At 46.6% G+C, this 25125-nt stretch carries 17 protein-coding genes and 1 pseudogene; 14 read left to right on the top strand and 4 right to left on the bottom strand.

What is annotated here, in order from left to right; all coding sequences use genetic code 11:
- Window positions 1-95: 95 nt before the first annotated feature.
- Complete coding sequence (locus MKY75_RS16915; RefSeq protein WP_165149886.1) at window positions 96-3272, bottom strand: bifunctional cytochrome P450/NADPH--P450 reductase; 3177 nt, start codon at window positions 3270-3272, stop codon at window positions 96-98.
- Window positions 3273-3556: 284 nt separating this feature from the next.
- On the opposite strand from MKY75_RS16915, the gene MKY75_RS16910 reads away from it, so the two are divergent.
- The 6 genes and pseudogenes from MKY75_RS16910 to MKY75_RS16885 all read left to right on the top strand — a co-directional run bounded on the left by MKY75_RS16910 (window position 3557) and on the right by MKY75_RS16885 (window position 11619).
- On the top strand, window positions 3557-4561 hold the full coding sequence (locus MKY75_RS16910) for a BMP family lipoprotein (RefSeq protein ID WP_029515426.1): 1005 nt from the start codon (window positions 3557-3559) through the stop codon (window positions 4559-4561).
- Between the two features lie 27 nt (window positions 4562-4588).
- Complete coding sequence (locus MKY75_RS16905; protein ID WP_029515425.1) at window positions 4589-6253, top strand: methyl-accepting chemotaxis protein; 1665 nt, start codon at window positions 4589-4591, stop codon at window positions 6251-6253.
- Between the two features lie 215 nt (window positions 6254-6468).
- Window positions 6469-8915: pseudogene (locus MKY75_RS16900) on the top strand (AraC family transcriptional regulator).
- Window positions 8916-9043: 128 nt separating this feature from the next.
- Window positions 9044-10051, top strand: coding sequence for a tripartite tricarboxylate transporter substrate binding protein (locus tag MKY75_RS16895; RefSeq protein WP_165149890.1), 1008 nt, complete (start codon window positions 9044-9046; stop codon window positions 10049-10051).
- Window positions 10052-10099: 48 nt separating this feature from the next.
- A complete protein-coding gene (gene kdgT / locus MKY75_RS16890) occupies window positions 10100-11101 on the top strand; it encodes a 2-keto-3-deoxygluconate transporter (protein ID WP_039274496.1) in 1002 nt (333 codons plus the stop codon).
- 164 nt (window positions 11102-11265) lie between these two features.
- A complete protein-coding gene (locus MKY75_RS16885) occupies window positions 11266-11619 on the top strand; it encodes a hypothetical protein (RefSeq protein ID WP_069010419.1) in 354 nt (117 codons plus the stop codon).
- A gap of 82 nt (window positions 11620-11701) precedes the next feature.
- Here the strand turns inward: MKY75_RS16885 and MKY75_RS16880 are convergent, their stop codons facing one another.
- Together MKY75_RS16880 and fdhF are read right to left on the bottom strand one after the other, a co-directional pair.
- Window positions 11702-12184: a DUF1641 domain-containing protein gene (locus MKY75_RS16880; RefSeq protein ID WP_318627373.1), complete on the bottom strand. Its 483-nt coding sequence runs from the start codon at window positions 12182-12184 to the stop codon at window positions 11702-11704.
- A 12-nt stretch (window positions 12185-12196) separates the two neighbouring features.
- Window positions 12197-15139 carry a formate dehydrogenase subunit alpha gene (gene fdhF, locus MKY75_RS16875; RefSeq protein WP_340886002.1) on the bottom strand — a complete coding sequence of 981 codons (2943 nt, stop codon included), beginning with the start codon at window positions 15137-15139 and terminating at the stop codon, window positions 12197-12199.
- Between the two features lie 640 nt (window positions 15140-15779).
- Here fdhF and moaA point away from each other — a divergent pair.
- The 8 genes from moaA to MKY75_RS16835 all read left to right on the top strand — a co-directional run bounded on the left by moaA (window position 15780) and on the right by MKY75_RS16835 (window position 23460).
- Complete coding sequence (gene moaA, locus MKY75_RS16870; protein ID WP_049816885.1) at window positions 15780-16793, top strand: GTP 3',8-cyclase MoaA; 1014 nt, start codon at window positions 15780-15782, stop codon at window positions 16791-16793.
- A gap of 40 nt (window positions 16794-16833) precedes the next feature.
- Window positions 16834-17646, top strand: coding sequence for a formate dehydrogenase accessory sulfurtransferase FdhD (fdhD, locus tag MKY75_RS16865; RefSeq protein ID WP_318627371.1), 813 nt, complete (start codon window positions 16834-16836; stop codon window positions 17644-17646).
- A gap of 133 nt (window positions 17647-17779) precedes the next feature.
- The gene (locus MKY75_RS16860; RefSeq protein ID WP_340885999.1) at window positions 17780-18028 is read left to right on the top strand and encodes a MoaD/ThiS family protein; all 249 of its coding nucleotides are present in this window, start codon (window positions 17780-17782) and stop codon (window positions 18026-18028) included.
- A 178-nt stretch (window positions 18029-18206) separates the two neighbouring features.
- Entirely contained in the window at window positions 18207-18938 is a 732-nt protein-coding gene (locus tag MKY75_RS16855) for a molybdenum cofactor biosynthesis protein (RefSeq protein WP_029515415.1), read from the top strand.
- Between the two features lie 64 nt (window positions 18939-19002).
- Window positions 19003-20076: a thiazole biosynthesis adenylyltransferase ThiF gene (locus tag MKY75_RS16850; RefSeq protein ID WP_029515414.1), complete on the top strand. Its 1074-nt coding sequence runs from the start codon at window positions 19003-19005 to the stop codon at window positions 20074-20076.
- An 89-nt stretch (window positions 20077-20165) separates the two neighbouring features.
- Window positions 20166-20987 (top strand): molybdate ABC transporter substrate-binding protein, encoded by an 822-nt coding sequence (gene modA / locus MKY75_RS16845; RefSeq protein ID WP_039274513.1) that lies wholly within the window; start codon window positions 20166-20168, stop codon window positions 20985-20987.
- A 27-nt stretch (window positions 20988-21014) separates the two neighbouring features.
- A complete protein-coding gene (gene modB / locus MKY75_RS16840; RefSeq protein WP_069010423.1) occupies window positions 21015-21680 on the top strand; it encodes a molybdate ABC transporter permease subunit in 666 nt (221 codons plus the stop codon).
- A 244-nt stretch (window positions 21681-21924) separates the two neighbouring features.
- Window positions 21925-23460, top strand: coding sequence for a right-handed parallel beta-helix repeat-containing protein (locus MKY75_RS16835; RefSeq protein ID WP_340885997.1), 1536 nt, complete (start codon window positions 21925-21927; stop codon window positions 23458-23460).
- 235 nt (window positions 23461-23695) lie between these two features.
- On the opposite strand, the gene MKY75_RS16830 is transcribed toward MKY75_RS16835, so the two are convergent.
- Window positions 23696-25006 carry an amidohydrolase family protein gene (locus MKY75_RS16830; protein WP_340885995.1) on the bottom strand — a complete coding sequence of 437 codons (1311 nt, stop codon included), beginning with the start codon at window positions 25004-25006 and terminating at the stop codon, window positions 23696-23698.
- Window positions 25007-25125: the final 119 nt, after the last annotated feature.

The raw sequence follows: 25125 nt of genomic DNA, 5'->3' as shown, positions 1-25125 counted from the left end.
TCATAAAAGGGACTGAACTACTGGCGACGAGTTTGAAGGCCAGTAATCAGTCCCTTTTATTTTTTAACATGATGCTTGTTCTTATACTGTTATCATTAGATGCCTGTCCAGACATCCTTGGCATAGCGTTTTTCCTGTTGGAGACGATCCAACCATTGCTGTGCTTCTTCTTTACTGGTATGGTGTGCTTCCGCGTAAGCAGCACAAAGGGTGTTTTCTACATCGGGAGCCATCCGGCTACCATCACCGCATACATATAGATGCGCTCCTTCATCAAGCAAGTGAATCAGAGTGTCCGCATCTTCTTTCATGACATGCTGCACGTATCTTTTGGGTTGATCGGGCAGACGTGAAAAGGCTGTATGAAGCGTAACGATTCCTTCCTGCTCCCAGGCTTGCAGCTCTTGCTTGTACAGATAGTCAAGCTTAGGATTACGGCAGCCATAGTATAGGTGAGCCTCGCCGAGCTGTTCCCCTCTTTCTTTAAGTACATGGCGGGTTTGGAGGAATCCGCGGAATGGTGCCACTCCAGTACCTGGACCGACCATGATGACAGGCACCGTCGGATCTTCCGGCAAACGGAAGCCCGACTGAGGCTTACGCACAAAAATGACAATTGGATCATCTGGTTGGAGCTGCGCCAAATAGTTGGAGGCAATTCCCAGGTATTCGCCCTGTCCGCTACGGGCTGGTCCACGCACGACGCCCACGGTTATACTCGCTGAATTCTCCGATTCAAGCGGAGAGCTTGAGATGGAGTAGTACCTAGGCTTGAGTGGAGGTAACAGCGAGATAAAGTTTTCAAATGGCAGCTCGCAGGCTGGATACTTCTCCAGAATATCCAGCATCGTGACGTGCTTCTGTCGTATCTCTTGATCAAAGGTAGAATCCTCTAGCAAAGCTTCGATTTCTTTCTTGTGCGGTGGACACACTGTAAAGGATGCTAGTTGCCGTAGCTGGGCTCTCGTTGCCGGTTCTTGCAGTTCCACACTGAGAGTGAGCAAATCTCCTACGCTGACAGGCCGATCTAAGGGGAGATGCGCCGCATCCCGGTCACTGCCTCTCAATACGATGTAGTCTTGATCCTGTAACTTAAAGCGTTGCATTACTCTATTCGCCAACGAAGCAGGATTACGCGGCAAAACACCCAGATGATCACCCTCGCGATAGGACAATCCGGTTGGTAATTGGATCTCCAGATGCCGTGTACTGCGTTCACTTTCAGCAGCGTGCAATTCACGATTCGCGGTAACAACGGCAGTAGTTGCCTCATAGTTGGCCGCCAGAGGAGCGCTAAGTACGTCGCTTACAAACTCTATGCTCAGACTGCTGGTGTCCTGTGGTTCTGTATCACTGTGCTCTATGCCGAAAGCATTCAGCAATTCCGGCCATAGGCCGCGATTCCAGACTTCCCAATCCTTCTCGAAGTCACCACTGGCGTCGCCCTCGCCCCGATCATACAGTCGCTTTGCCCCTTTGGCAGCCATTAGCTCATCAATCATCCTTGGAATACGCTGATACGTGCTGGCCCAATTCCGGTCACCGCAACCAAAGACAGCGTACCTTATGCCTGCCAGTTGGCCCTCGTCTACCTGCTTCAACCATTCTACAAAGGCATCAGCATTATCCGGCGGATGTCCGTTATAAGATGCAGTCGTAATAAGTACCACGCCTTCTTTAGGCAAATGGTCCACATGTTCATTCAGAGTTGCTATGCTACTGTTAAAACCCCAATTCCGACCTAAATCGGCTAGTTCACCCGCAAGTCCCTCAGCTGTACCCAGATTCGAGCCGTACAAAGACAGCAAAGAAGTATCATGTTTTTCGGCATGAGGAGCTGCAACTTTTTGTTCCTCCTGTTCATGAAGTTCTTGAGCGGCACCCGGCAGCATGACGGCAGTCTGTGTGCTACGCGGTCGTACTTGAATGGTGAAGCCCTCAGGCTTGAGTGTGAGCGTCTCTTTGACTTTCAACTCATAATGAGTATGATCAATCAGCTCAAAATGTTTCAGTACCATACCCAGCACAAGGGTGGCCTCCTGTAAGGCAAACTGTTGTCCAATACAGGCCCGTTGACCGTTGCCAAACGGTTTATAGGCATCTTGTGGAATGGCGGATGGGTCCTCAAAGCGTTCCGGTCTAAATTCCTCAACATCTTCACCCCAAGCCTCGGTATCACGGTGCAGTTTCGGGATGAGTACATTTACACTGTCGCCCTTTTTAAGCGGATAGGTTCCGTCGAGCAGTGTATCTTCTTTGGCGAAGAGCGAGAAGGCGGGCGCTGTCGGCCATAGCCGCAGAGCTTCATTCAGTATCATCCTTATGTACTTGAGCTCACGCACCTGAGTATAGGAAGGCAGCGAATCGGTGAGCACGCGATCCACTTCTTCATAGGCTTTGGTTAGCGTTCGTGGATTTTTAAGCAAATAGTAAATGGCAAAGGATAAAAGCCCACTGGTCGTTTCATGACCGGCGATGAGGAAGGTGATGATCTGATAACGGATATTTTCATCATCCAGCGTTTCACCTGTTTCCGGGTCCTTGCCTTCCAGCATACGTGCCAGTAAATCCTCTTCACCTTGGTTGCCCAGGGTTTTGCGTTCTTGAATAATGCTGTCCACCAGAGAGAACATCGTTTCGATGTCGTGTTTAAACTGTTTTTTCTTCGATAACATCAGCTTGTTTTGCAAATTGAGGCGTTGCAACTGACCCATTGCTTCATCCAGTGCGCGTGTCATACTGGTCACGAACGGATGGGGCTGGTCGCGGTAAAAGCTGTTAAAACGATAATTAAAGCCGCATAATCCGATGGTATCCAAAGTCAGCCGGGTCATATCTTCCGGTACCTCTACACTTTCATCTGGATTGAGCCGAGACCATTTCTGCACCAGCTGAACCGCAAGATCAAGCATCATATTGTGGTAACCCTTCATAGCCCGCTGACTGAAGCTTGGTAGCAATATTTGATGGGCCTTGCGCCAGTTCGGTTCCTCAGTCCAGCTTGTGAATAGTCCGTCTCCGGCAAAAGCTCGTACTTTTTGTAAGGGAGCCCACACCTGCTTATCGAAACGGGATTCATCACAAGCATCTGCCACTAGCTTATGATCGGAAATATAAATGTTCGTTCCTTCAGGCAGATCCATGCGAAAGATGGGACCGTACTCATTAGCAAGCTTAACCAGAGACTGGACAGGGGCATGTGTATCAATCAAGGGCAGATTTCCTAAGGGACCATATGTTTTGGGTTGTGGAATTAAATGGGTCGAAGTCATTTTAAATGTTGCTCCTTTCAGATTGAAATAGGGTGATGGTTTCAAAGTACCTATGTTTTCCAAATTACACTTTATTCTTCCGGTATAAACGAAAATAAATGAATTTGGACAGTTCGTATAATAAAAACAAAGCAAAATATACATTTTTTACATAATAAACAAAGACATCACACTTATCACACTTCTATTAACAATGAATTTACAGAAACTCTTATGAAAAAATATGCTTTTATAACCGATATAAAGATGTTGGGGATTTGCATTTTATGTTGAGGTGATATGTCATGAAGAAACGAGCTCTATTATTAACTTTTAGGTGGATTCCCATTGTCACGATCTTTGCATTATTGGTAAGTGCATGTGGGCAATCAGACGTACAAACCAAGGCCGAACCCATTAAGGTGGGAATCGTACTGTCAGATATTGGTCTGGGTGACCAATCTTACAGCGACGCGGCTTTTCGAGGTTTGGTCAAGGCACGGGATGAGGGGAAGATTGTTTTTGAATACCGGGAAATAACGGAGACCAAGACGTATGATGCGGCTTTTGAGCAGCTTGCTCAAGAAAAAGCGGATTTAATCATTGGGTTGGGTTATATGGTGAAGGACAGTATGGAATCCATTGCCAAAAAATACCCAGACCGTAAATTTTTAATCGTGGATGAGAAATCAGATTTACCGAATGTGGCCTCTATTAGCTTCAAAGCAGAAGAGGGCAGTTTTATGGCTGGGGTCGTTGCCGGTTTGACGAGTCGCACCGAACAGGTGGGTTTTCTTGGAGGTGCGGAATCTCCTCTGTTGAAAAAATTTGAAATTGGGTACCGCGCAGGGGTGCAATCAGTCAAGCCTAATGCCAAAGTTACTGCAACGTATGCAGGAGATTTTGGAAAGCCGGAACTGGGTACGAAAATTGCAGATGACATGATTAATCAGGATCAGATTGATGTTATCTTTGCAGCCGCAGGTCTCACGGGCGTAGGTGCGCTACAGGAAGCGCAAAAACAGCAAAAATTAGCCATCGGGGTCGATAGCGACCAGTTTTTTATTGCGGAAAAGGCGGTAGTGACCTCGATGTTTAAAAATGTAGACATTGCAATTTATACAGCAGTCAAAGGCTTTGCAGATCATCAAAGAAAATTTACGGAGAAGGATATGGTGTTTGGTCTTGCAGAAGATGGCGTAGGTTTAGCGCCTATTCGTGTCGTGACACTGAGTCCGGATCAGCAAAAGTTGTTGGATGATTTAAAGGAAAAAATCAAATCCGGCACACTTACTGTTCCCACCCAATAAATTTTCGCAAACGGAGGATGAAAGCTGATGAAACTGCAAGGTAAACTGGTGCTGAATGCGATGATTTCCTTGATCGCTTGTCTGGCTTTAGTGGCATATATCATTTTTGAATTAATTCGTATTAACTCGCAAAGTAGTAATTTGGTTCCGGCTATGTTGAATGTACAGCAGCTCAATGCCTATTTGATTCAGTCGGGACAGGCGTTGCAAAATTATTCTGCTTCCATGACAGAGAGCAACAAAGCTGATGTGCAAAATCAACTGACTCAGTCTGAAAAGACGATTGCTTTGCTTTCACAGGGCATGATGCAGACCGAAGAACAGCAAAAACGACTGAATACGATTAAAACAAAATTCAGCCAATTGAAAGTAGCAACGGAGAAAGCAATGAGTACCCAAAACAGTCCGGAGTCCAAGCGGGAGGCCATGCGCGCCCAGGGGATTCAGAACGATGTTTTTATGCTGGATCTGCTGACCAAGGCACGTTATGACCAATACACAGAAGATTTGACCAAGAGCATTCGTTTTACTTGGCAATTGGCCTTAGCAGGTGCAGTTTTACTTCTGGTGGCAGTTGGGCTATATAATACATACACCTCCAGGCAGCTTGCCCTTAGAACACGTAAGTTAACGGATGCCGCAAAGCAAATTGCCGAGGGGAATCTGACCGTTCAGCTCGCACAAACGAAGGGACGCGATGAGCTGGACGAGCTCAATGAATCTTTCCGGGTAATGATCGGGAACTTGCGCAGCATTGTACTCTCCATTGATCAGGCGGGTAATCGTGTCGATCTGATGGCTCGGGATATTGATCACCATAATGAGGCCATGAAGGAAATTGTGACACAAGTCAGCACGTCAACAGAGGAACTGGCGATAGGCAGTCAGAAAATTGCTGAGGATCTGTCGTCGACAGTTGGTGTTGTGGACGAGATGCAGCAAAAGTTTGAATCGAATCTGCTGGAGACCACTCAATCGACCGCGTATAGTGAGGATGCTTTGCGTGTCATTGAGCAGGGTACGCGGGTCATGAGCGATCAACTGCGTATTGTTGCAGAAAATCGTTCAGCCATGTCCGAAGTGGAGCAGACAGTCAAGGAGCTGGAAGCTAATGCAGCCGAGATTACAACCATGACTGGATACGTATCCGAAATTGCGAGCCAAACATCGCTGTTGTCCTTGAATGCTTCTATTGAGGCTGCACGTGCGGGTGAAGCAGGAAAAGGTTTTGCTGTGGTTGCCAATGAAGTGAAAAAGCTGGCGAATCAATCAGAGTCTGCTGTAAAGAAAATTTATACCGCAGTTGACGGTATTACGCAGGCTATGGATAAAGTGAAGACTTCTGTGGCGCAAAGTCAGGAGCTGTTCCGTGAGCAGGAGAAGGCAACCTCCTCGACCGGAGAATCGTTTACAGAGATTAGTGGCAAAGTGCAGCAAATTGCCGGCCAAGTCAGCAAGCTATCAACGGACATGAATGTATCGCGAGAATTGAGCGTACAGGTGCAGCAAGCTATCGAAAATATCAGCGCAATCACTCAGCAATCCGCCGCAGGCAGCGAAGAGATTACAGCTTCCACGGTAGAGCAGAAGCGTTCATTTGAGGAATCGGCTGAGAAGGTAAAAGAGCTTCGTCAGATTCGCGAGGAAATGCAGCGGGAACTGGATCGTTTTCAGGTGGAAAAGACAAGCTAAAACCTGTGAAGCGAGTATCTGTTTTTGCTGAATAATGAATATAAGCAGCCAAAGAAGAAGTTCTACCTAACACAGGGAGACTTCTTCTTTTTTTATTTTAATGATGTACTCATATGAAGTTTTATTAAGTTTGATTTACATAGGCAGGGAATTCCAACTCTTACGTCAAATAGATTTAGGGAGAATATGTCACCACGTATATGGGCAAGAGGAAGATGGACAACGAAGTCCGGAAGGATGAAGTTACGGGAATGTTGCGACTTAAGCTTCAATTGATACTGAAAAATAAACAGACAAGACTGATTCTACTGCTCACTTTGTGTGTGTCGCTCGTGATTAGCGTGATCGGCTTGCTATCGTATTCAGGATACCGTGAAGGTTTGGATACCGAGTTGAACACACCCAATATAGAATTATTGCAAATCAATCTGGATGTAACCAATCGGGCTTTTCGTGAGTCTGATAACAAGGCGCTGGATGCAGCATATCATCCGGATGTAGAGGCTTTTGTACGTGTCCAAACGGATAGGAAATCGCTGGAAGATAACGCCTCCGTCATAGATCGGCTTCAGAAATACTTGAAAACCCTTTCTTCACACGAAGAAATTTATTCGGTTGAAGTGATTTCTTTGGACAATCATGCTCTCGTATCCAGCAATTATGGTTACATGCCTGATTGGAAGCAGGCGCCGGATACCACATGGGTTCCCTGGATTCAGGACATTCAAAAAAAGCCGTTGTTGATTAAGCGGAGATGGTACGGCACCGATCGTGAGCAGGGGACGTTAGAGCTGCTTTCGCTGGCCAGGCCCATAGTAGAGAATGGTCAGGTCATGGGTGCGGTGCTAATCAATCTGGATTACGACCGTTTTTTCTCCAAACTATATATTCATTTATCCAACTCGCAATACGTGTATGATCTGGAGGGCGAGTTGATCTATCCCAAGCTGAGATTGTCCTTACCCTTAAATGATATGGGCAGGGTTTTGAAAGAGCTGGATGTGAGCCCCTATGCTTATGTGGAGATAGGGAATATGGAATATATGGCGAACCAAACCTTTTCTGATGTAACGGGCTGGCGTCTAGTCTCGCTCGTTCCGATGGACAAGCTGCTAAAAAATGTAAAGCTGGCGCGCAATATGATGCTGTGGCTGGCCTTTATCTCCATACTGGCTGGGTGCTCAGCAGTTTACTATTACAACTATGCAGCTTTTCGCCCCATGAAAAAAATTAATAGCCTATTGAATTCGGGTAATAAGGGAACGCGCCAAGGAGGATTGTATGACCTGGAACCTGTGATTAGCAAACTGGTTGGAGAGTTTCATCGCAAATCATTGGTGGTAGAGCGAAGCCTGCCGGAGCTGCGTTCCAAATATATGGAAGATGTCATCCAGCGTAGAATGGGCATACAGGAAATGCGTATGAAATGGGAACAGTATTTTTCCGATTGGGACGGTAATTCTTTGTTTGTCATAATCGTGTCCATCGACCGATATTCTGCGTGGGCTGCAAGCTTTCCAGAAGAGGATAAAATGCTGCTCAAGTATGCGCTGAACAATATTTTGCTAGAGATGCTTGAACCTTACTGGAAAGCAGTATGCTCGCCGGAAGAGGAAAGTGGTTTTATTGTGCTGTTACAGTACAGCGAGAGTTCGAATGAAGTTGAAGTTGGTTCGGAGACTGCCCTCCAAGAGAGTATTTTGCTTCACAAAAGCGTTGATAGACTGATTCAGGTTGTCGGTGAGTATCTTCCTTTGACCATTTCTATAGGGATTGGTCATATGGTCACGGATATTCAAGAGGCACGGGCATCTTTTATAAAAGGAAAAGAGGCCCTTAATTTGCGTTTGTATGAGGGGTATGGACGTTCATATACGAATATGGACAGCGATATAAGTGTGAAAAAGGATAATACAGTGGATGAACAGTCAAAGGAGCAAATTCAGGATTCAACATTGTTGGACGATCGGCGTGTGGAAATAATTCATGCCCTGGAGTCGCAGGAACCGGGTGCAAGTGTAAAGCTAATCAGCCACTGGGTAGAAGAACTTCGACTCCACAGAACATCCCCAGCCCAGGTCTACTTGTTTGTTCATGAATTGCTGGAAGATTTGCTGAAATGGTGTGCCACTCAGAGTGTGACGCCGCCGGATCAGCTTGCTGATTACCACTGGAATCAGATTCTGACGCTAGACCTTCAAGACATTGAGGTATTGCTGGTCACTATGTTGACTGATATTGAAGAAAAATGGCACGGACGTATTCAGTCCAAAGATTTTGTGCGTGTACAAGAGATGATCGAATATATGGAACATCATTTGCATTTGAACATCGGGCTTCAGGAAATTGCGGATCATGTTCACATGAGCGTGTCCTCGGTGAGCAGTATGTTCAAGGAAGAAACAGGGACCACCGTTTACGATTATTTGACTGGATTACGCGTAAAAAAGGCATGCACATTACTATGTGAAACCCATTTGAAAATCGGAGAAATTGCAGAGCAGGTTGGATACCGAAATGAGAACAGCTTTATTCGGGTATTCCGCAAGCATAAGCAAGTGACCCCAGGGAAATTCAGACAAATCAGCAAATCTTCCAATGAATATGCAGATCGGTCAAAAGGTTGATACTTGGCGAAATAGAAGATAAATACGAAGATTAAGCGATAGCTGTAGCCCTCCACGTTGCGGTACATTGACTTCATGTAAACGCAAACAACAAGACCGAAAACGTTGGAGGTGAAAACGGGCGCATGACGGGCCCAGTTCATTTTTGAGAAGAGGAAACGTAATGAAGAAAAAGCCATGGCAAAAATATGTGCTGGTTGCGGCGGGAGTAGCTATGCTTTCTGCCTTGAGTATCAGTGAATATGTGGATCACCGCACCCTGCAGGATCACAGCCGTATATTTCCTACGAAGCCAATAACCCTTGTCGTTCCCTATGCAGCCGGAGGCGGTACAGATATTACCGCGAGAGCGTTGGCGAAAGCCGCCGAAAAGCATCTCGATCAGCCGATCATCGTCGTCAATCGAACGGGAGGAGGCGGTTCTGTCGGGCTGATGGAAGGGGCTGAGGCGCAGGCGGACGGTTATACCGTAACGTATCTGGTCGCTGAGCTGACTACGTTGCCTCATCTGGGACTGCTACCGCTCACCTATGAGCGATTTAAGCCGCTGCTTCAAACCAATATGGACCCTTCCGCCATTACGGTTCGGGCGGATGCACGATGGAAGACAGCAGAGGCATTTCTGGAGGATGCTGAGGCCCATCCCGGTAAGCTCAAAATGGGGAATGCAGGCACAGGGAGCATATGGCACCTTGCTGCCGCAATGCTGGAGCAGAAAAGCAGAGTCCGCTTTACCCATATTCCTTATGAGGGAGCAGGCCCAGCCGTCTCCGCTTTAATGAGCGGATTTGTGGATGCTGTACCCGTCAGTCCCGCAGAAGTGAAGAAATACGTGGACGAAGGGAAACTTCGCATACTGGCGATCCAGTCAGACACTATTTCGGAAGCGTTTCCAAAAGTGCCGACACTACAGCAAGCCACTGGGCTGCGTGTACATTTTATCGGCACTTGGAGAGGGCTGGCTGTGCCTAAGGATACACCGGATGCAGTTGCTCAAACGCTAACGGATGCACTGATCAAGGGAACGAAAGACGAGGAATTCAGGGAGGAAATGCGTAAGCATGGGTTGGGATTGCGTGTCCAGGATGCAGACGCATTCGCGCGACAACTGAAGGAGAGTCATGATACCTTCGCGAGACTGATTCCCGAGCTCGGTTTGAGCCGCAAGTGACACGGCCTTGTTTTTGCATTGGCAAAAACGAAAGGGTTGAACGAAGTTATGAAAATCAAACAAAACATTGATAAAATTCCAGGGGGCATTATGCTGGTGCCGCTGTTTATTGGCGCGCTTTTTCATACATTTACTCCATGGGCAGGCGACTATTTTGGATCTTTTACCAAGGGGCTGATGACAGGTACGGTACCCATTTTAGCAGTGTGGTTTTTTTGTATGGGGGCTTCTATAGATGTGCGAGCGACGGGTACTGTATTGCGTAAATCAGGAACGCTCGTATTGACTAAAATCGCGGTCGCGTGGGTAGTGGCGATCATTGCATCCAGATTGCTGCCTGTTGGGGGTGTAGAAAGTGGGCTATTTGCAGGTTTGTCGGTGCTGGCGCTGATCTCGGCTATGGATATGACGAACGGCGGGTTATACGCCTCCATTATGCAGCAGTATGGCTCCAAGGAAGAGGCGGGAGCATTTGTACTGATGTCACTGGAATCGGGTCCATTAGTGACCATGATTATTTTGGGTAGCACCGGACTGGCCGTTTTCGAACCGCAGACATTTGTGGGGGCGGTATTACCATTTTTGATCGGCTTTATGTTGGGCAATCTGGATCATGATTTCCGAAAGTATTTTGGGAACGCAACGCAAGCCTTAATTCCATTTTTCGGTTTTGCACTTGGGTGTTCCATTGACTTGAGTGTCATTGTCCAGACAGGTATGCTCGGTATTTTATTGGGTATTTTTGTCATTCTCGTTACAGGTATTCCACTAATTTTGGCGGACAAATATATCGGTGGTGGCAACGGTACAGCAGGAATCGCAGCTTCCAGTACAGCAGGTGCAGCAGTAGCGAACCCAGTCATTGTCGCCAATATCAAGCCTGAGTTCCTGCCTGTTGCGCAATCTGCAACGGCATTAGTTGCCGCTTCAGTCATTGTGACCTCGATTTTGGTACCTATTCTGACGGCATACTGGGCCAATTATATGAAGCGTAAGGAGAAATCCCGAGGAGCAGGGCCTGTAAATCCAGGGACGAATGTACCTAAATGAGGATTTTACAAAAATCCTGAAATAAAGTTTGGATTGTGATGGTTCAACTTATGAATCTTTCCATTACCCGGGAAATGCTTTTGCAGTTATGCCTTCAATCCTAACATCACAAAACTTGTCCTAAAACACTTCTGCAAACATACATATGTAAGCAGAGGAGCGTGATGGGATTGGAAAACAAGGTGCGCCGATACTACCAGTTAAAGCAAAAGCAAAAAGAAATTGAAGGTGAACTGACTGATTTGCGTAATGACATTACCGCTCATTGTGCGCAGAAGGAAGTGTCAGATTGGGAAATTGGCAACTATCGGGTCAAGATTGTGCAGCAGCACCGTAAGGAATACGATCATACAAAGCTGTATGATTCACTGCCTGATCCGCAGCTATGGCGCTTGTTTTCCAAGCCGGATACGTCGAAGATTGCCAGTTTGCTTAAGCTCAAGGTCATCGCAGAGGAGCAAATAAAAGATGCTGTTTCTCTTAAAACGGTGACGCTATTGCAAGTGGATAAAAAATAAATAAAAAGAGCTGCCCCCGTTTTCGGAGCCAGCTCTTTTTATTGTCTGTTGTTACTAGTCTTCCACCTTCACACTCTATGAGTTATTTATCAGACAAACTTTTTCCCACTCCTTTGAGAAAATGAATGCCAAATCCCATTGCCCGGTTTACATCTGGATCATTCATCGCCTTCATAAGATCGCGCAGACGAGTTTTTTTATTCTGCTTTAGATGTTCATCAGCTTCGTTCAGGCCATTGGTAACACTGTTTGCCAGTTTTTTCATCAGCTCGGGGTCTACCTCGGACAGCATCCCTGCTGCTCCCATCAGATTATTAATGATGTTCGTCACAGGCTTACGTGTCGCTTGTCCTACAGCGATTTTAGCGATGCTTTCTTTGGCTTTTAGCATAGACTGAGCTGCTTCGAGAAGACCACTGTCGTGTAGCTCGCGTACGATTTCAAGCGTCTTCTGCAATGCCACTCCATTGTCCGCCAGATCAGCAGTAAGCTGATCCAGCGATTGTTTTTGGCGTTCTTCTTCTGTCAAAATGCGTTTTCTCACAATTGAAATAGGCTTAGCCACGGTTCGACCTCCTTATTTTTGATCTACCAAATCAACATAACCGGGACGATTCCACTTACGGTCCACTTCAACCCCATTTTGCGGGTGACGCTTTTTGTAACGCGGATTAATACGTGGGAGTGGATTTTGACCATCTACCTCCAAAATTTGCATCCGTACTTTGGCTTGTTTATAGGCCGGTGTACGGGTGACCACATCGAACGCTCCACCAGTTAACAGATTGACAGCACCATCATGGCTGGTAGAGTGCATCGGCACATAAATTTCAGTTCCCTGCACCCGGTCTGTAACCAGAACGCGTAGCTTGACCGCACCATAAGGGGATTCCAATCGAACCAGCGATCCGTCTGTGACTCCGCGCTCCTTAGCCAATTCAGGTGACACTTCCACAAATACTTTTGGAAGTTTGAGCTGAATACCCGCTGATTTGGTCGTCATATTTCCTTCATGAAACTGTTCGAGCAGTCGACCATTATTCAAGGTCAGATCGAATTCAACAGGGTACTCTTTTGGTGGTACATATTCGAAAAGTCCCAAACGCGCTTTTTTATCTGGAAAGTTAAAGCCGTTGGTGTGCAGCAGCGGTGTATTGCTACCATCCGGCGATCCCCAGTGGAAGCTGTTCCAGCCTTCCAATACGTCATAATTACATTGGGAGAAAAATGGAGTGAGCGACGCCATTTCCTCAAAAATTTCACTTGGATGGCTGTAATCCCAATCAAATCCCATATGCTTGGCAAATTGGCTGAAAATCCACCAATCCGGTTTACTGTCTCCCATAGGGCGGAGTGCTTCGTATAAACGCTGGACACGACGTTCGGTGTTCGTAAAGGTTCCGTCTTTTTCAAGTGAAGGTACGGCTGGCAAAATAACGTCAGCGAATTCAGCTGTCTTGCTCAGAAATACATCTTGAACGACAAGGAAATCCAAATTCGCCAGCATTTCTTGGGTATGGTTGGAGTCGGCATCCACCCATGCCATCTCTTCTCCAGCGATATACATCGCTTTAAGCTTACCTGTTTCAATGGCTTCTAGCATCTGAATGTTGTCCAGTCCGCGCTGACCTGGGATTTGTACACCGTAGGCCGCTTCAAACTTGGCACGAATGTCATCGTTCGTCACGGGCTGATAGCCCGGGAAAATATCCGGCATCGTACCCATATCGGCAGCACCCTGAACATTGTTATGTCCGCGAAGCGGATATGCGCCTGCACCCGGACGCATAAAGTTTCCAGTCACCAGCAGCAGATTGGCAATCGCAATCGAAGTGTAAGAGCCTGCGATGTTTTGCGTCACACCCATGCCCCAGCAAATGGCAGTGCCGTCGGCTTCGTGAATCATAGTCGCTACCTGAATCAGTGTCTCTTTGGAAATACCAGTTTCCTGTTCGGCAAAGTCCAGGGTGAATCGCTCTAGCAATTTCAAATATTCAGGATAGAAGTTTACATGCTCTTCAATGAATTTTGCATCATGCCAGTTTTGCTCAATGATGTATTTGGCTACAGCGGATAACCATACATAATCAGTACCTTGCTTCGGACGAATGAACAGATCAGCGCGTTCTGCCATTTCATGCTTGCGCAGGTCGACCGAGATTAACTTTTGACCGTGCAGCTTATGCGCACGTTTGATACGCGTAGCCAGCACGGGATGACCTTCTCCCGGCGCGCAACCGACCAGCATGACCAAACCTGCTTTGGCAATATCTTTAATCGTACCGCTGTCTCCACCGATGCCTCCGGTGTATTGCAGCCCCCATGACGCAGGAGATTGGCAATACCGTGAGCAATTATCGACGTTATTCGTTTGGAAGACCTGACGAGCCAACTTCTGCATCAAATAGTTTTCTTCATTGGTAAATTTGGACGAAGAAATAAAGCCGAGTGCTTCGCCACCGTAAGTTTCTTGAATAGCTCCCATTTTACTGGCCATCAGGCTCAGTGCTTCTTCCCAGGTTGCTTCCACAAATTCGTCACCTTGACGAATTAAAGGGGAGGTCAGACGCTGATCGCTGTTTACAAAATCCCAGCCGAATTTTCCTTTTACGCATGTCGAGATACCGTTAACAGGTCCCTCAGAGGTAGGTTGTACCTTCAAAATTTTGCGGCCTTTGGTCCAAACCTCAAAGCTGCAACCTACACCGCAAAACGTACAGACGGTTTTCGTTTTTTGCGTACGGGTTTCGCGCATCGCTGCTTCGGCTTCGGAAATAGCAAAAATCCCACTATAGCCCGGTTCCACTTCCTTTATTAAATCCACCATCGGATTTAATAAATCCTTGCTCATGCCACTCATGAAGCCTGCTTCTCCCAGCATAGATTTCTCCATCAAGGCATTACATGGACAGACGGTTACACACTGACCACAGCTAACGCAGGAGGATTCGTTAATCGCAACCCGGTCATCCCATATGACGCGAGGACGTTCAGCCTCCCAGTCGAGGGACAGCGTTTCATTAACCTGAAGGTTTTGGCATACCTCTACGCATTGGCCGCATGCAATACATTGATTGGGGTCATATCGGTAGAAGGGATGAGACATATCTACTTCTGTTGGGTCAACTTTCGGTTGATATGGATATTTTTGATGTTCAATTCCCATAAGCTCTGCTGTATTATGCAAAGTACAATTACCGTTGTTGTTATCGCACACTGTGCAGTAAAGGAGATGATTTTCCAGCAATCGGTCCATAGCCTCGGTTTGAGCTGCTTTCGCGCGATCCGAATGTAAATGAATATTCATTCCATCCGAAGCCAGTGTCGAGCAGGAACGCATAAGTTTTCCGTCCACTTCCACGATACACGTGTCACAGGTGCGTATCGGATCGACTTCGGGAACGTAACACAGCTGGGGATGGGCGATGTTGTTTTCGTTAATCACTTCAAGAATCGTTGCGCTGCTCTTCGTTTTCAGTTCCTGTCCGTTTAATGTAATTTTGATCGAACTATCTGTCACGGTTCAGGCTCCTTTCAGATTTTAAATTTAAAAATTTGGAATAAAAAAACTCCACCATAAACACAAGTGCTCGTGTTCCAGCACTTGTGTTTATGGTGGAGTAGTGACCAAGCTCTAGGTCCTGGAGGCCAATCCGCCATTTGAATATGTATTAATAACAAACGGTACGCACCGTCTGTATATCAATAACTTCTGAATAACTTAGATATGTCATTTTCTGCATGTCACCTCGTGTAACTATAACGTAAAATTTAAGATAGTTCAACGGTACATTATTAATTTTTTAATTGATAATGATTATCGTTTGAGAAATCGAAAAATCATTGACAAACGTTCCAGGATTGCTAACAATAGGAATGTAATCTATTTCAGAGCAATCGTAAATGGAGTGTACGTGGGAATCGCGTATATTTTATTTGTCGCAGCGCTTGTTAGTTTGATTTTTCTATATCACATGATGTGGGATTCGTAAAATCCTGATGTAGATAAATTAACCGGCATTTAGCAGATTCTTCGATATTCATAAGCGAAGAAGTTGTTGTGATGCCGGTTTTTTGGTTCAGTATAAAATGAATGGAAATACCGTTCCAATTTAGAGTGTAAAGAGTTTTATTAATGAAGACGGATTGAGGTGAACAGGATGGCGAACCGGAGCGACGATCAATGGAATCGTCCGTTACGGGACTTAAGAATATCCGTCATAGACCGATGTAATTTTCGGTGCCGATATTGTATGCCGGAAGAAATATTTGGCCATGACTATCCGTTTTTGCCAAAAGAAAAAATATTGACCTTTGAAGAAATTACACGCCTTTCCCGTATTTTTGTCTCGCTGGGCGTTACAAAGCTGCGTATTACTGGTGGTGAGCCGTTGCTGAGGAAAAATTTGTCCTCGCTTATTCATTCGTTAACTCAACTCGATGGGGTTGAAGATATTGCAATGACGACAAACGGCGTATTTTTGCCTAAATATGCTGCAGCACTGCGAGAGGCGGGACTAAAGAGAGTGACGGTTAGTCTGGATTCGCTTGATGATGATCGGTTCCGCCAAATGAACGGGGGCAGAAGCAGCGTAAAGGCGGTGCTGGATGGTATTGAGGCTGCGGCTCAAGCAGGGATGCAGGTGAAAATAAATATGGTCGTGCAAAAGGGCTTTAACGATCAGGATATTGTTCCCATGGCCGACTATTTCCAAAAGAAAAAGCATATTTTGCGTTTTGTTGAGTTTATGGATGTAGGCAACACCAATGGCTGGAAATTGGATCAGGTCGTTTCCAAGCAGCAGATCATCCAAGCCATTCACGAGCATATGCCGTTAGAGCCTGTCCCACCCCAGTACAAAGGTGAGGTGGCGACGCGCTACAGGTATCAGGACAGAGACGGGGAAATCGGTATTATTTCGTCTGTTACGGACGCCTTCTGCTCTACCTGTACACGAGCGAGAATTTCTGCTGAAGGCTCCTTGTATACGTGCCTGTTTGCCTCTCAAGGGTACAAGCTTCGCGCGATGCTACGTTCCGAACAGTCCGATGACGAGATTAGAGCTTACATTGAGCGTGTTTGGAGAGAACGTACCGATCGCTATTCAGAGGAACGGCTGAATCATACACAGCAAGCAACGTCTAAAATTGAAATGTCACACATCGGCGGGTGAGCCGAAGAGCCAGCCTGTCAGAAACAAGGGAGTGGAGCACGTGGAAAAGCCAGCTGAGGTAAAACGTGAGATTCTACGTTATCATGACGGTCAGATCAAGCGTTTTGAAGACACGGTGGTGACGGAGCATCCGGTGACCATCAAAATCAATCAGCAGGAATTTGCTACCATGGTTTGTACACCGGAGTATGTGGAGGATATGGCGGTGGGTTTTTTGGCCTCTGAAGGCGTCATTCAGCGGTACGATGATATTGAAGATATTTGGGTTCAGGAACAAGAAGGCTTTGTTCATATTAAAACCCGTCGAATGAATGAGTTTTATCAGAATTTTCATTCCAAACGCTACATTACCTCCTGCTGCGGAAAAAGTAGACAGGGCTTTTATTTTATGAATGATGCCAAAGTGGCAAAAAGAATGAATGACACCCATGTTACGCTGTCTTTTGACGATTGTTTCCGCTTGATGAATTTAATGCAAAGCTCGGCACTTACGTTCCAAGAGACCGGTGGTGTTCATAATGCAGCGCTATGCGACAAAGACGGGATGATCCTGTCCAGAATAGATATCGGCCGACACAATGCGCTAGATAAAATCTATGGGTATTGCCTAAAACATGATATTGTATTACAAGACAAAATCATAGTATTCAGCGGACGCATTTCGTCTGAAATTTTGTTGAAGGTTGCGAAGATTGGCTGTGAAGTTGTTTTGTCCAAGTCAGCACCCACAGAGCTTGCACTTGAGTTGGCTGAGGATCTGGGGATTACGACCGTTGGCTTTATACGCAGTCGTTCTCTGAATGTATATACGCATACCGAACGGATTGATGAGCTGGTTGAATCTAAAATATAATGTAATAATCTTCAATGTACACCGTCATAGTTAACCAGCATGGAATAAAACCTTTCGAGGTATTCATTCATGTTGGTTTTTCTTGATACATAGGTGGTGGGCAGTCACTGTACTGAAAAGGAGGGTATGTTAAATGAACTATCATATTCAAGTATTTGCTGGACTTGCGGAACAGATGGGAGGGCCTATAATTATGGTGCCTACTGAGCAAAAAACGATGACCGTTGCCGCATTAAAAGACTTGCTATCCGAGCGTTTTCCTGAATCAGCAGCTCAGTTGCAGGGTTCTTTTGTTGCCAGAAATCAAGCCTACGCCGCTCCTGAGGACCTCGTGAGTATACATGATGAGATTGCGATTATTCCTCCGGTTTCAGGAGGGTAGATTTTATTTAATAGGAATCAATTTCATAACTCATTAAATTTTGATGGTTGTAACTAGATATAGACAAATCGAATCATTTTGATCTATATCTAGTTTTGATTAGAGCAGCTAAAGGTATTATGAAATTGATTCATAGGATAGGTGAATTCGATAGAATAGGTGCAAGGGGGCAGATCATATGCAATATCGTATTCAACTATTCGCAGATATGGCGGAGCAACTTGGTGATGTGATCACGGTAGAACTTTCACAGGAAGCGGTGACCATTGCAGACATTCGAAAAAGGCTGAATGAGCTGTACCCGGAAGTGGCTTCACAACTGCCAGGTTCTTTTTTTACCCATCATAAAAAGCTGGCTTCTCCAAATGAACTTGTGCTTCCATCAGATGCAATTGCTCTTCATCAGTCAGCATCCGGGATGGAGACGGTCGTTTCAAAATGTGGTTTATTTGCCATTACGTACGACCCGATTGATGCCGATGAAGTAACCTCAAAGGTACTCGACCCTTCTCATGGCGCCTCGCTGACCTTTAATGGTACGACTCGGGAATTTACGCAAGGTCAGCGAACGGTGTTGCTTGAATATGAGGCGTATGTCCCGATGGCCATGAACACGATGAAGCAGATTGGTGACGAAATTGCAGAACGTTGGCCTTCCACACGTACTGCGATTACACATCGGCTTGGCACGGTAAGAATTGGAGAGACGAGTGTGGTGATTGCTGTCTCAGCTGCACACCGCGATACTTGCTATGAAGCCAGCCGCCATGCCATTGAACGGTTAAAGCAAATCGTACCGATTTGGAAAAAGGAAGTGTGGGAGGACGGCTCAGAATGGAAGGGGCATCAGCTGGGTGGCTGGAACCCTCAAAGTACCCCAAAGCTTTCAAATAAGGGCGAGGACATCTAAGCTTTTAGCTTGTCTGATCAACTTGTAGCTATTCAATGGATAAGTATGGAGGCGTAAATCAACGATGTCAGAAATGGACAAGATCCAGAAAATAGAGGTTGCTGCACATGCGCATACGTCTCATGCCCGTTATTCTAGACAGGAATTATTCTCGAAAATTGGACCGACAGGCCAGCAAAATATCCGTAGTAAGCACGTGCTGATGGTGGGGGCCGGCGCACTGGGCACTGCCAATGCTGACATGCTGGTGCGAGCGGGCATCGGACGGCTGACGTTGGTAGACCGTGATTATGTAGACTGGAGTAATTTGCAGCGCCAACAGCTCTATGACGAAGCGGATGCCCGTAATCAGATCCCCAAGGCAGTGGCCGCGCAGAAGCGATTGCAGCAAACCAATTCGGACGTGGACATTCGTGCGCTAGTCCGGGACGTCTCGCTGGAGGAAATCGACGATATCGCAGCAGGGGTGGATCTCATCGTAGATGCCACTGACAATTTCGATACACGTTTGCTTATGAACGATTATGCGGTCAAGCACAGAATACCCTGGATTTACGGGGCATGTGTAGGTAGTTATGGGACAACCTTTACCATCGTGCCAGGGCAGACACCGTGCCTGCATTGCCTGCTCGGAACTGTACCGCTCGGCGGTGCAACCTGTGATACGGTCGGTGTGATTAGCCCGGCTGTACAGATGGTAGCGGCTTATCAAAGCGCCGAGGCATTGAAGCTGCTCACAGGGGACGATTCGGCTTTGCAAAATAAGCTGATTTCTTTCGATCTGTGGAACAATCAGCATCAGGCAATCCAAATCAGCGCCATGAAGAAAGCCGATTGTCCAACGTGTGGTGAGCACCCAGTGTATCCTTTTTTACAATCGGAGCATCAGGCTAAAACGGCTGTCTTGTGCGGACGAGATACGGTTCAAATCCGCCCGGCTTCGGGTGCTGTACGTGATCTGAATGAAGCGGCACGTTTGTTATCCCGTCAGGGGGGCAAAGTGGAGCATAATCCATACCTGGTATCCGTTGTTATCGGGACGCATCGAATCGTTCTTTTTCAGGATGGTCGCGTCTTAATTCATGGCACGAAGGACATCGCCGAGGCGAGATCAATTTATCACAAATATTTGGGTTGACCCAATAGATTCGACCCGTTATGAGATGTACAATGCTTCCTTATTTTCGCTATCTCATTTTGGAATTTATAGGATAGGGGAAGAACAAGTTGAAAAAGAAATTTGGGTACATATTCACGTTCGTTGGATTGTTGGCATGGGTTCTGGCTGGGTGTTCGTCTCCGGCTGCTGTACAGTCGGCACAGTCCGCACCCAAGACAGAACTAGTCGTTTCTGCCGCTGCGAGTCTTCAAGATAGTCTGAATACGCTCAAGGGCCAGTATGAGAAAAAGCACCCAGATATCAAACTTACCTTTAACTACGCTTCATCTGGTACATTACAAAAACAAATTGAGCAAGGCGCACCCGCTGACGTATTTATTTCGGCAGGCATGAAGCAAATGAAGGCATTAACCGATGCTTCATTGGTGGAAAAGGATAACGTGCTACTTCAAAATAAACTGGTTGTGGTTATTCCGCAAGATAAGGCGAAAAGCACAGATAACAAAAGCATTACGCTCAATGACTTGATGGGTCCTTCTTTCCTGAAAGTGGCTGTTGGGGAGCCTACTACCGTTCCCGCCGGACAATATTCTAAAGAATCGTTAACGAAGGCTGGGCTATGGGACAAGCTGGAACCTAAGATGGTATTCGCCAAGGACGTAAGACAGGTATTAAATTATGTTGAAACAGGCAACGCCGATGCAGGACTCGTCTATCTAACGGATGCCAAATCATCCGATAAAACGGTCATAGCACTGGAAGTGCCCGAGGAATTGCACGCACCCATCCTGTATCCTGAAGGCATTGTAAAAGCAACCAAACACAGCCAGGAAGCAGGAGAGTTTCTTGATTTTCTACGAACAGATGAAGCTATGAGTGTGTTCAGTAAAGATGGATTTTCAGCCCCTACAGAAATGACGGGAAAATAGAATTTACAGATAAAGGAGGGGGTCCCGTTGGATTGGTCAGCTTTTCTTCCTCCGGTTATCGTATCTGTTAAAGTCGCTGTCGTCGCCAGCATCATCGTCTTTTTATTAGCTACTGTGGTAGCGCGGATGATGGCGAACTGCACGTCGCGGAGGGGAACCAGCGTGATTGAGACCGTCCTACTTCTTCCGCTCGTTTTGCCTCCTACTGTTATCGGCTTTATTTTGCTCATCTTGCTGGGAAGGAAAAGCTGGATTGGCACTGCCTTCGAAAGCCTGTTCCAGCAGACGATTGTATTTACGTGGGGAGCTGCAGTGGTGGCGGCCGTAGTTGTTGCTTTTCCACTGGCTTACCGCACCATTAAAGCAGGTTTTGAAGCTGTAGACCCGGAGGTAGAGCAGGCTGCACGTGCGCAAGGTGCCAACGAATGGCAAGTGTTTCGCCACATTACGATGCCCCTTGCCTACCGACCCCTCATTTCAGGATACATTCTCGGATTTGCCCGAGGGTTAGGGGAATTTGGTGCTACGCTGATGCTTGCAGGTAATATTCCTGAACAGACTCAAACCCTGCCTACAGCGATTTACACCGCGTCCGAGGTCGGAAATATGACACTCTCTTGGAGCTGGGTAGCTGTCATCATTTTATTCTCTTTTATCATGTTGATGCTTTCTAATCGACTGGTAAAGGATTAGTCCGTTTGGAGTAAGAACATGCGCAGTCTGCCGACAGGGTAGCTGCGGCAACGTTAGCAGCTTTGATCACCAAGAAACCTTGCGATTACTAAAACGCAGGGTTTCTTGTTTCTTTCGACAGCAATTACGGTGACCTCCTGGTCCTTGGTATGGCGCATTAGGTTGCACTAATGGCCGATGCCAAAGAACAGATTTAGTGGAATTAGGGTACAATTTACAAGAAAAACAAAGGGGGATGAGGAACATGAAGAAATTCGGGCAAATGTTTCTGGTAGGTTTAGCCATGGTTTTCGGGCTTGGTCTGGTGGCCGGAAATGTGCAACCTCCCGTCGCTTCCGCGGCCGGTTCAGAATATTATGTGGCCACGAGCGGCAGCGACTCTAACGCCGGAACGAACGATGCGCCGTGGAAGACGTTGCAGCACGCGGCCGACGTGGCTCCTGCGGGCAGCACGGTTTACGTCCGGGGCGGCGTGTACAAGCAGAAAGTAAAGATCACCCGCTCTGGCTCCGCTTCACAGGGTCCCATTGTGTTCACCAACTATGGGACAGAGACCGCCATTATTGATGGCAGCGGACTTTCGGTCAGCGGGAACGAAGGGCTGATCGAACTGGCCGATGTCAATTACGTTACTGTTCGGGGGTTTGAAATCCGCAATTTTACCACTGCTTCCAAGAACGTGGTGCCTGTAGGTATTTATGTCCACGGTTCGGGCGGCTTCATTAATCTGTCCAACAATAAAATCCATGACATCAAAAACATGGTCACTCCGACCGGCAAAGATCGGCTGGGCCGGGATGCTCACGGTATCGCTGTTTACGGCACGAAAGCTCCGGCTTCGATTCACGATCTTACGATCAGCGGCAATGAGCTGTACAATCTCGTGCTGGGCTCCAGCGAATCGCTCGTTTTAAACGGCAACGTGGATGGCTTTGCGGTGACCGACAACCTCATTCACGATAATGACAACATCGGGATTGATTTGATCGGCTTTGAGGGCACCGCGCCGAATACGACTTACGATCAGGCGCGGAACGGGTTGGTGAAGGGCAATCGGGTGTATAATAATTCAGTTCAAAATAACCCATCTTACAAGAGCGATGACAACTCGGCCGGGGGCATTTATGTAGATGGGGGCAAGGACAGTATTATTGAGCAGAACTACAGCTACAACAACGATATCGGCGTCGAAATTGCCTCCGAGCACGCCGGTAAAGCCACCAGCAATATTACGGTCCGCAGCAACGTGATATATAACAACCGACTGACCGGCATTGCCATGGGCGGTTACAATGAGGAGCGTGGCTCCACGGTAAACTGCAAGATCGTGAACAATACACTATACAAGAACGATACATTTGAAGATGGAAGCGGCCAGTTTTTGGTTCAATATGATACGCGAAACAACGTGATCCAAAACAATATTTTCGTGGCCAGCTCCACGGATATGCTGATCTCCAATGGATACACCAAAAATTCCGGCAATGTTGTGGATTATAATTTATATTTTGCTCCGAGAGGCAGCTCGGAAGCGAATTGGATCTGGAAAAATAAGGAGTATACGGGTTTCTCCGCGTACAAATCGGGGACCGGCAACGATACGCATTCTCTATTTGCCGATCCTAAATTCGTGAGTGCCGCGAACAGCGACTTCCATTTGCAGTCTTCGTCACCTGCGATCGATGCCGGGAACACGGACCTTGCCATCATTGGAACACTGGATATCGACGGGAAGCCAAGAGTACAGGGAGTCGCTGTGAACATCGGTGCCTACGAGTAAGCCGTATATTTTATGACAAACAGTGCAACCGAAACGATGTGAGGCCACTGCTTGTACGTTTTTACAATGTTCCTTGCAATTAAAACACCTTCAAAGTGAAACCCCATGTCGTAAGATATGGAGATAACCTTGGAGGTGTTTTTGCGTTGGCAACAAGATTAAGCTATCTTCGGAAAGTAAAAATGAAAGTCATATAAATGAGATTAGAAAGTTGTTCCTGTTCGATAGGCTCCGATTAACATAGTTGTTGCACACCTTTGAACCATACGGATTTGATCGACAAAGTATCAGAGATGTTGGTTGTCGGATCACCGTTTACTAGTATAAGGTCAGCGAGCGAACCTTCGGCAATACAGCCGCGATCGTTAAGCCCAAAGCAACGGGCCGGTTTCGCGGTAGCCGACTGAAGCGCTTCTATGGGAGTAAATCCGGCCTCAACCAGCAATTGCATTTCATGATGAACGCTGGCTCCATGAGCAAGGCCGCCAAGATTGGGAACAGGAACGGGAGCGACATCCGTCCCGACCAGAATATCCACACCGGCACGGTGGAGATCCATCACATTTTTAAAGCTATTCTCCAAATTGCCTTGCGGGAAAGTATGGAAGCTTGATTTCAAAATATCGATCCATTCCGGACTTAATTTGGAATAAACACGTGAATCATTCGCCAATTCTGATGCTGGATTCCCCAGAATGGATGAGTTCAATACTAAGCACGGTATAACAAATGCGCCTGAATCCGCTATGGATTTCACCAACTCAGATGTGTATTCGGGCCTGTCGAGAAATAAGTGACCCAATCCGTCGACTCCAATGTCGATGGCGGTTTGCGAAGAATGAGCCGTCAAGACGTGGGCTATGACTATTTTATCGAACTTATGGGCTTCTACCACAGCTGCTTTTAAAATCTCGTCGCTTAAAATAGGCAGTCCAGGGGCACCCAAGACCGTCCCTTCTTCAATCATGATTTTAATAAAGTCGGCGCCACTCTCCACTTGGGTATGCACATGTTTGATCGCTTCTTCCACTGTCGTCACTTGGGGCACTTTTTCGTGATCGTGAGCGTAAGCGGCTAGCATAGCTTCCCGGTCTTTCTTGGGTAACTTCTCCAATTCCTTTAATACGAACTCAGGAATTTCATCCTCATCCTGCAATAATTCATCCGGATGACCACCTGGAGCAGTGATCGCTGTGCCGGCGGAACGGACTTCAGCGGCATCATTCACGTTTTTCAACTGGATTTTGCGCCCTCTTTCTGTAAAACTGCCGTTCATTTCGAGTTCTGTCGTGACGCCGAATTTTAAAGCATCTTTTAACCCTCCGATTGAAGTGTGAACATGCGCATCAATCAAGCCGGGTAATAATGTCCCATTTTCCCCATCGATGATCGTTGCATGCGTCGGAAGGTCTCCGCCTACCGAAATAATAGTTTCCCCCTGGATGATAACATTTCTGGGCTCAATAACTTTTTCTCCATCGAAAATACGTACATTCGTAATCGCTGTAACTTTTTCTACCGTAGAGCTTTGAGTTACATTCTTCATGTCGTTCCTCCTTAGTGTTCATCTTCAAACAATTAGAATTCTAACTGTTAGTTATATAACTGTCAATAAACTGATTTTCATTTGACAAACAGTTTATAGATTTATATAGTTTATTTACT

This window comes from Paenibacillus sp. FSL L8-0663 (assembly GCF_038008125.1).
GTDB classification, from domain to species: domain Bacteria; phylum Bacillota; class Bacilli; order Paenibacillales; family Paenibacillaceae; genus Paenibacillus; species Paenibacillus polymyxa_D.
This window is presented reverse-complemented; position numbering and strand designations above follow the sequence as displayed.

What these genes read in the sequence shown, in the direction of transcription:
- MKY75_RS16830 (WP_340885995.1), bottom strand. Translation starts at nt 25,006, where the DNA reads ATGAAGAATGTAACTCAAAGCTCTACGGTAGAAAAAGTTACAGCGATT.
- MKY75_RS16915 (WP_165149886.1), bottom strand. Translation starts at nt 3,272, where the DNA reads ATGACTTCGACCCATTTAATTCCACAACCCAAAACATATGGTCCCTTA.
- moaA (WP_049816885.1), top strand. Translation starts at nt 15,780, where the DNA reads ATGGCGAACCGGAGCGACGATCAATGGAATCGTCCGTTACGGGACTTA.
- MKY75_RS16860 (WP_340885999.1), top strand. Translation starts at nt 17,780, where the DNA reads ATGAACTATCATATTCAAGTATTTGCTGGACTTGCGGAACAGATGGGA.
- MKY75_RS16850 (WP_029515414.1), top strand. Translation starts at nt 19,003, where the DNA reads ATGTCAGAAATGGACAAGATCCAGAAAATAGAGGTTGCTGCACATGCG.
- MKY75_RS16895 (WP_165149890.1), top strand. Translation starts at nt 9,044, where the DNA reads ATGAAGAAAAAGCCATGGCAAAAATATGTGCTGGTTGCGGCGGGAGTA.
- MKY75_RS16905 (WP_029515425.1), top strand. Translation starts at nt 4,589, where the DNA reads ATGAAACTGCAAGGTAAACTGGTGCTGAATGCGATGATTTCCTTGATC.
- MKY75_RS16885 (WP_069010419.1), top strand. Translation starts at nt 11,266, where the DNA reads ATGGGATTGGAAAACAAGGTGCGCCGATACTACCAGTTAAAGCAAAAG.
- MKY75_RS16835 (WP_340885997.1), top strand. Translation starts at nt 21,925, where the DNA reads ATGAAGAAATTCGGGCAAATGTTTCTGGTAGGTTTAGCCATGGTTTTC.
- MKY75_RS16855 (WP_029515415.1), top strand. Translation starts at nt 18,207, where the DNA reads ATGCAATATCGTATTCAACTATTCGCAGATATGGCGGAGCAACTTGGT.
- MKY75_RS16910 (WP_029515426.1), top strand. Translation starts at nt 3,557, where the DNA reads ATGAAGAAACGAGCTCTATTATTAACTTTTAGGTGGATTCCCATTGTC.
- kdgT (WP_039274496.1), top strand. Translation starts at nt 10,100, where the DNA reads ATGAAAATCAAACAAAACATTGATAAAATTCCAGGGGGCATTATGCTG.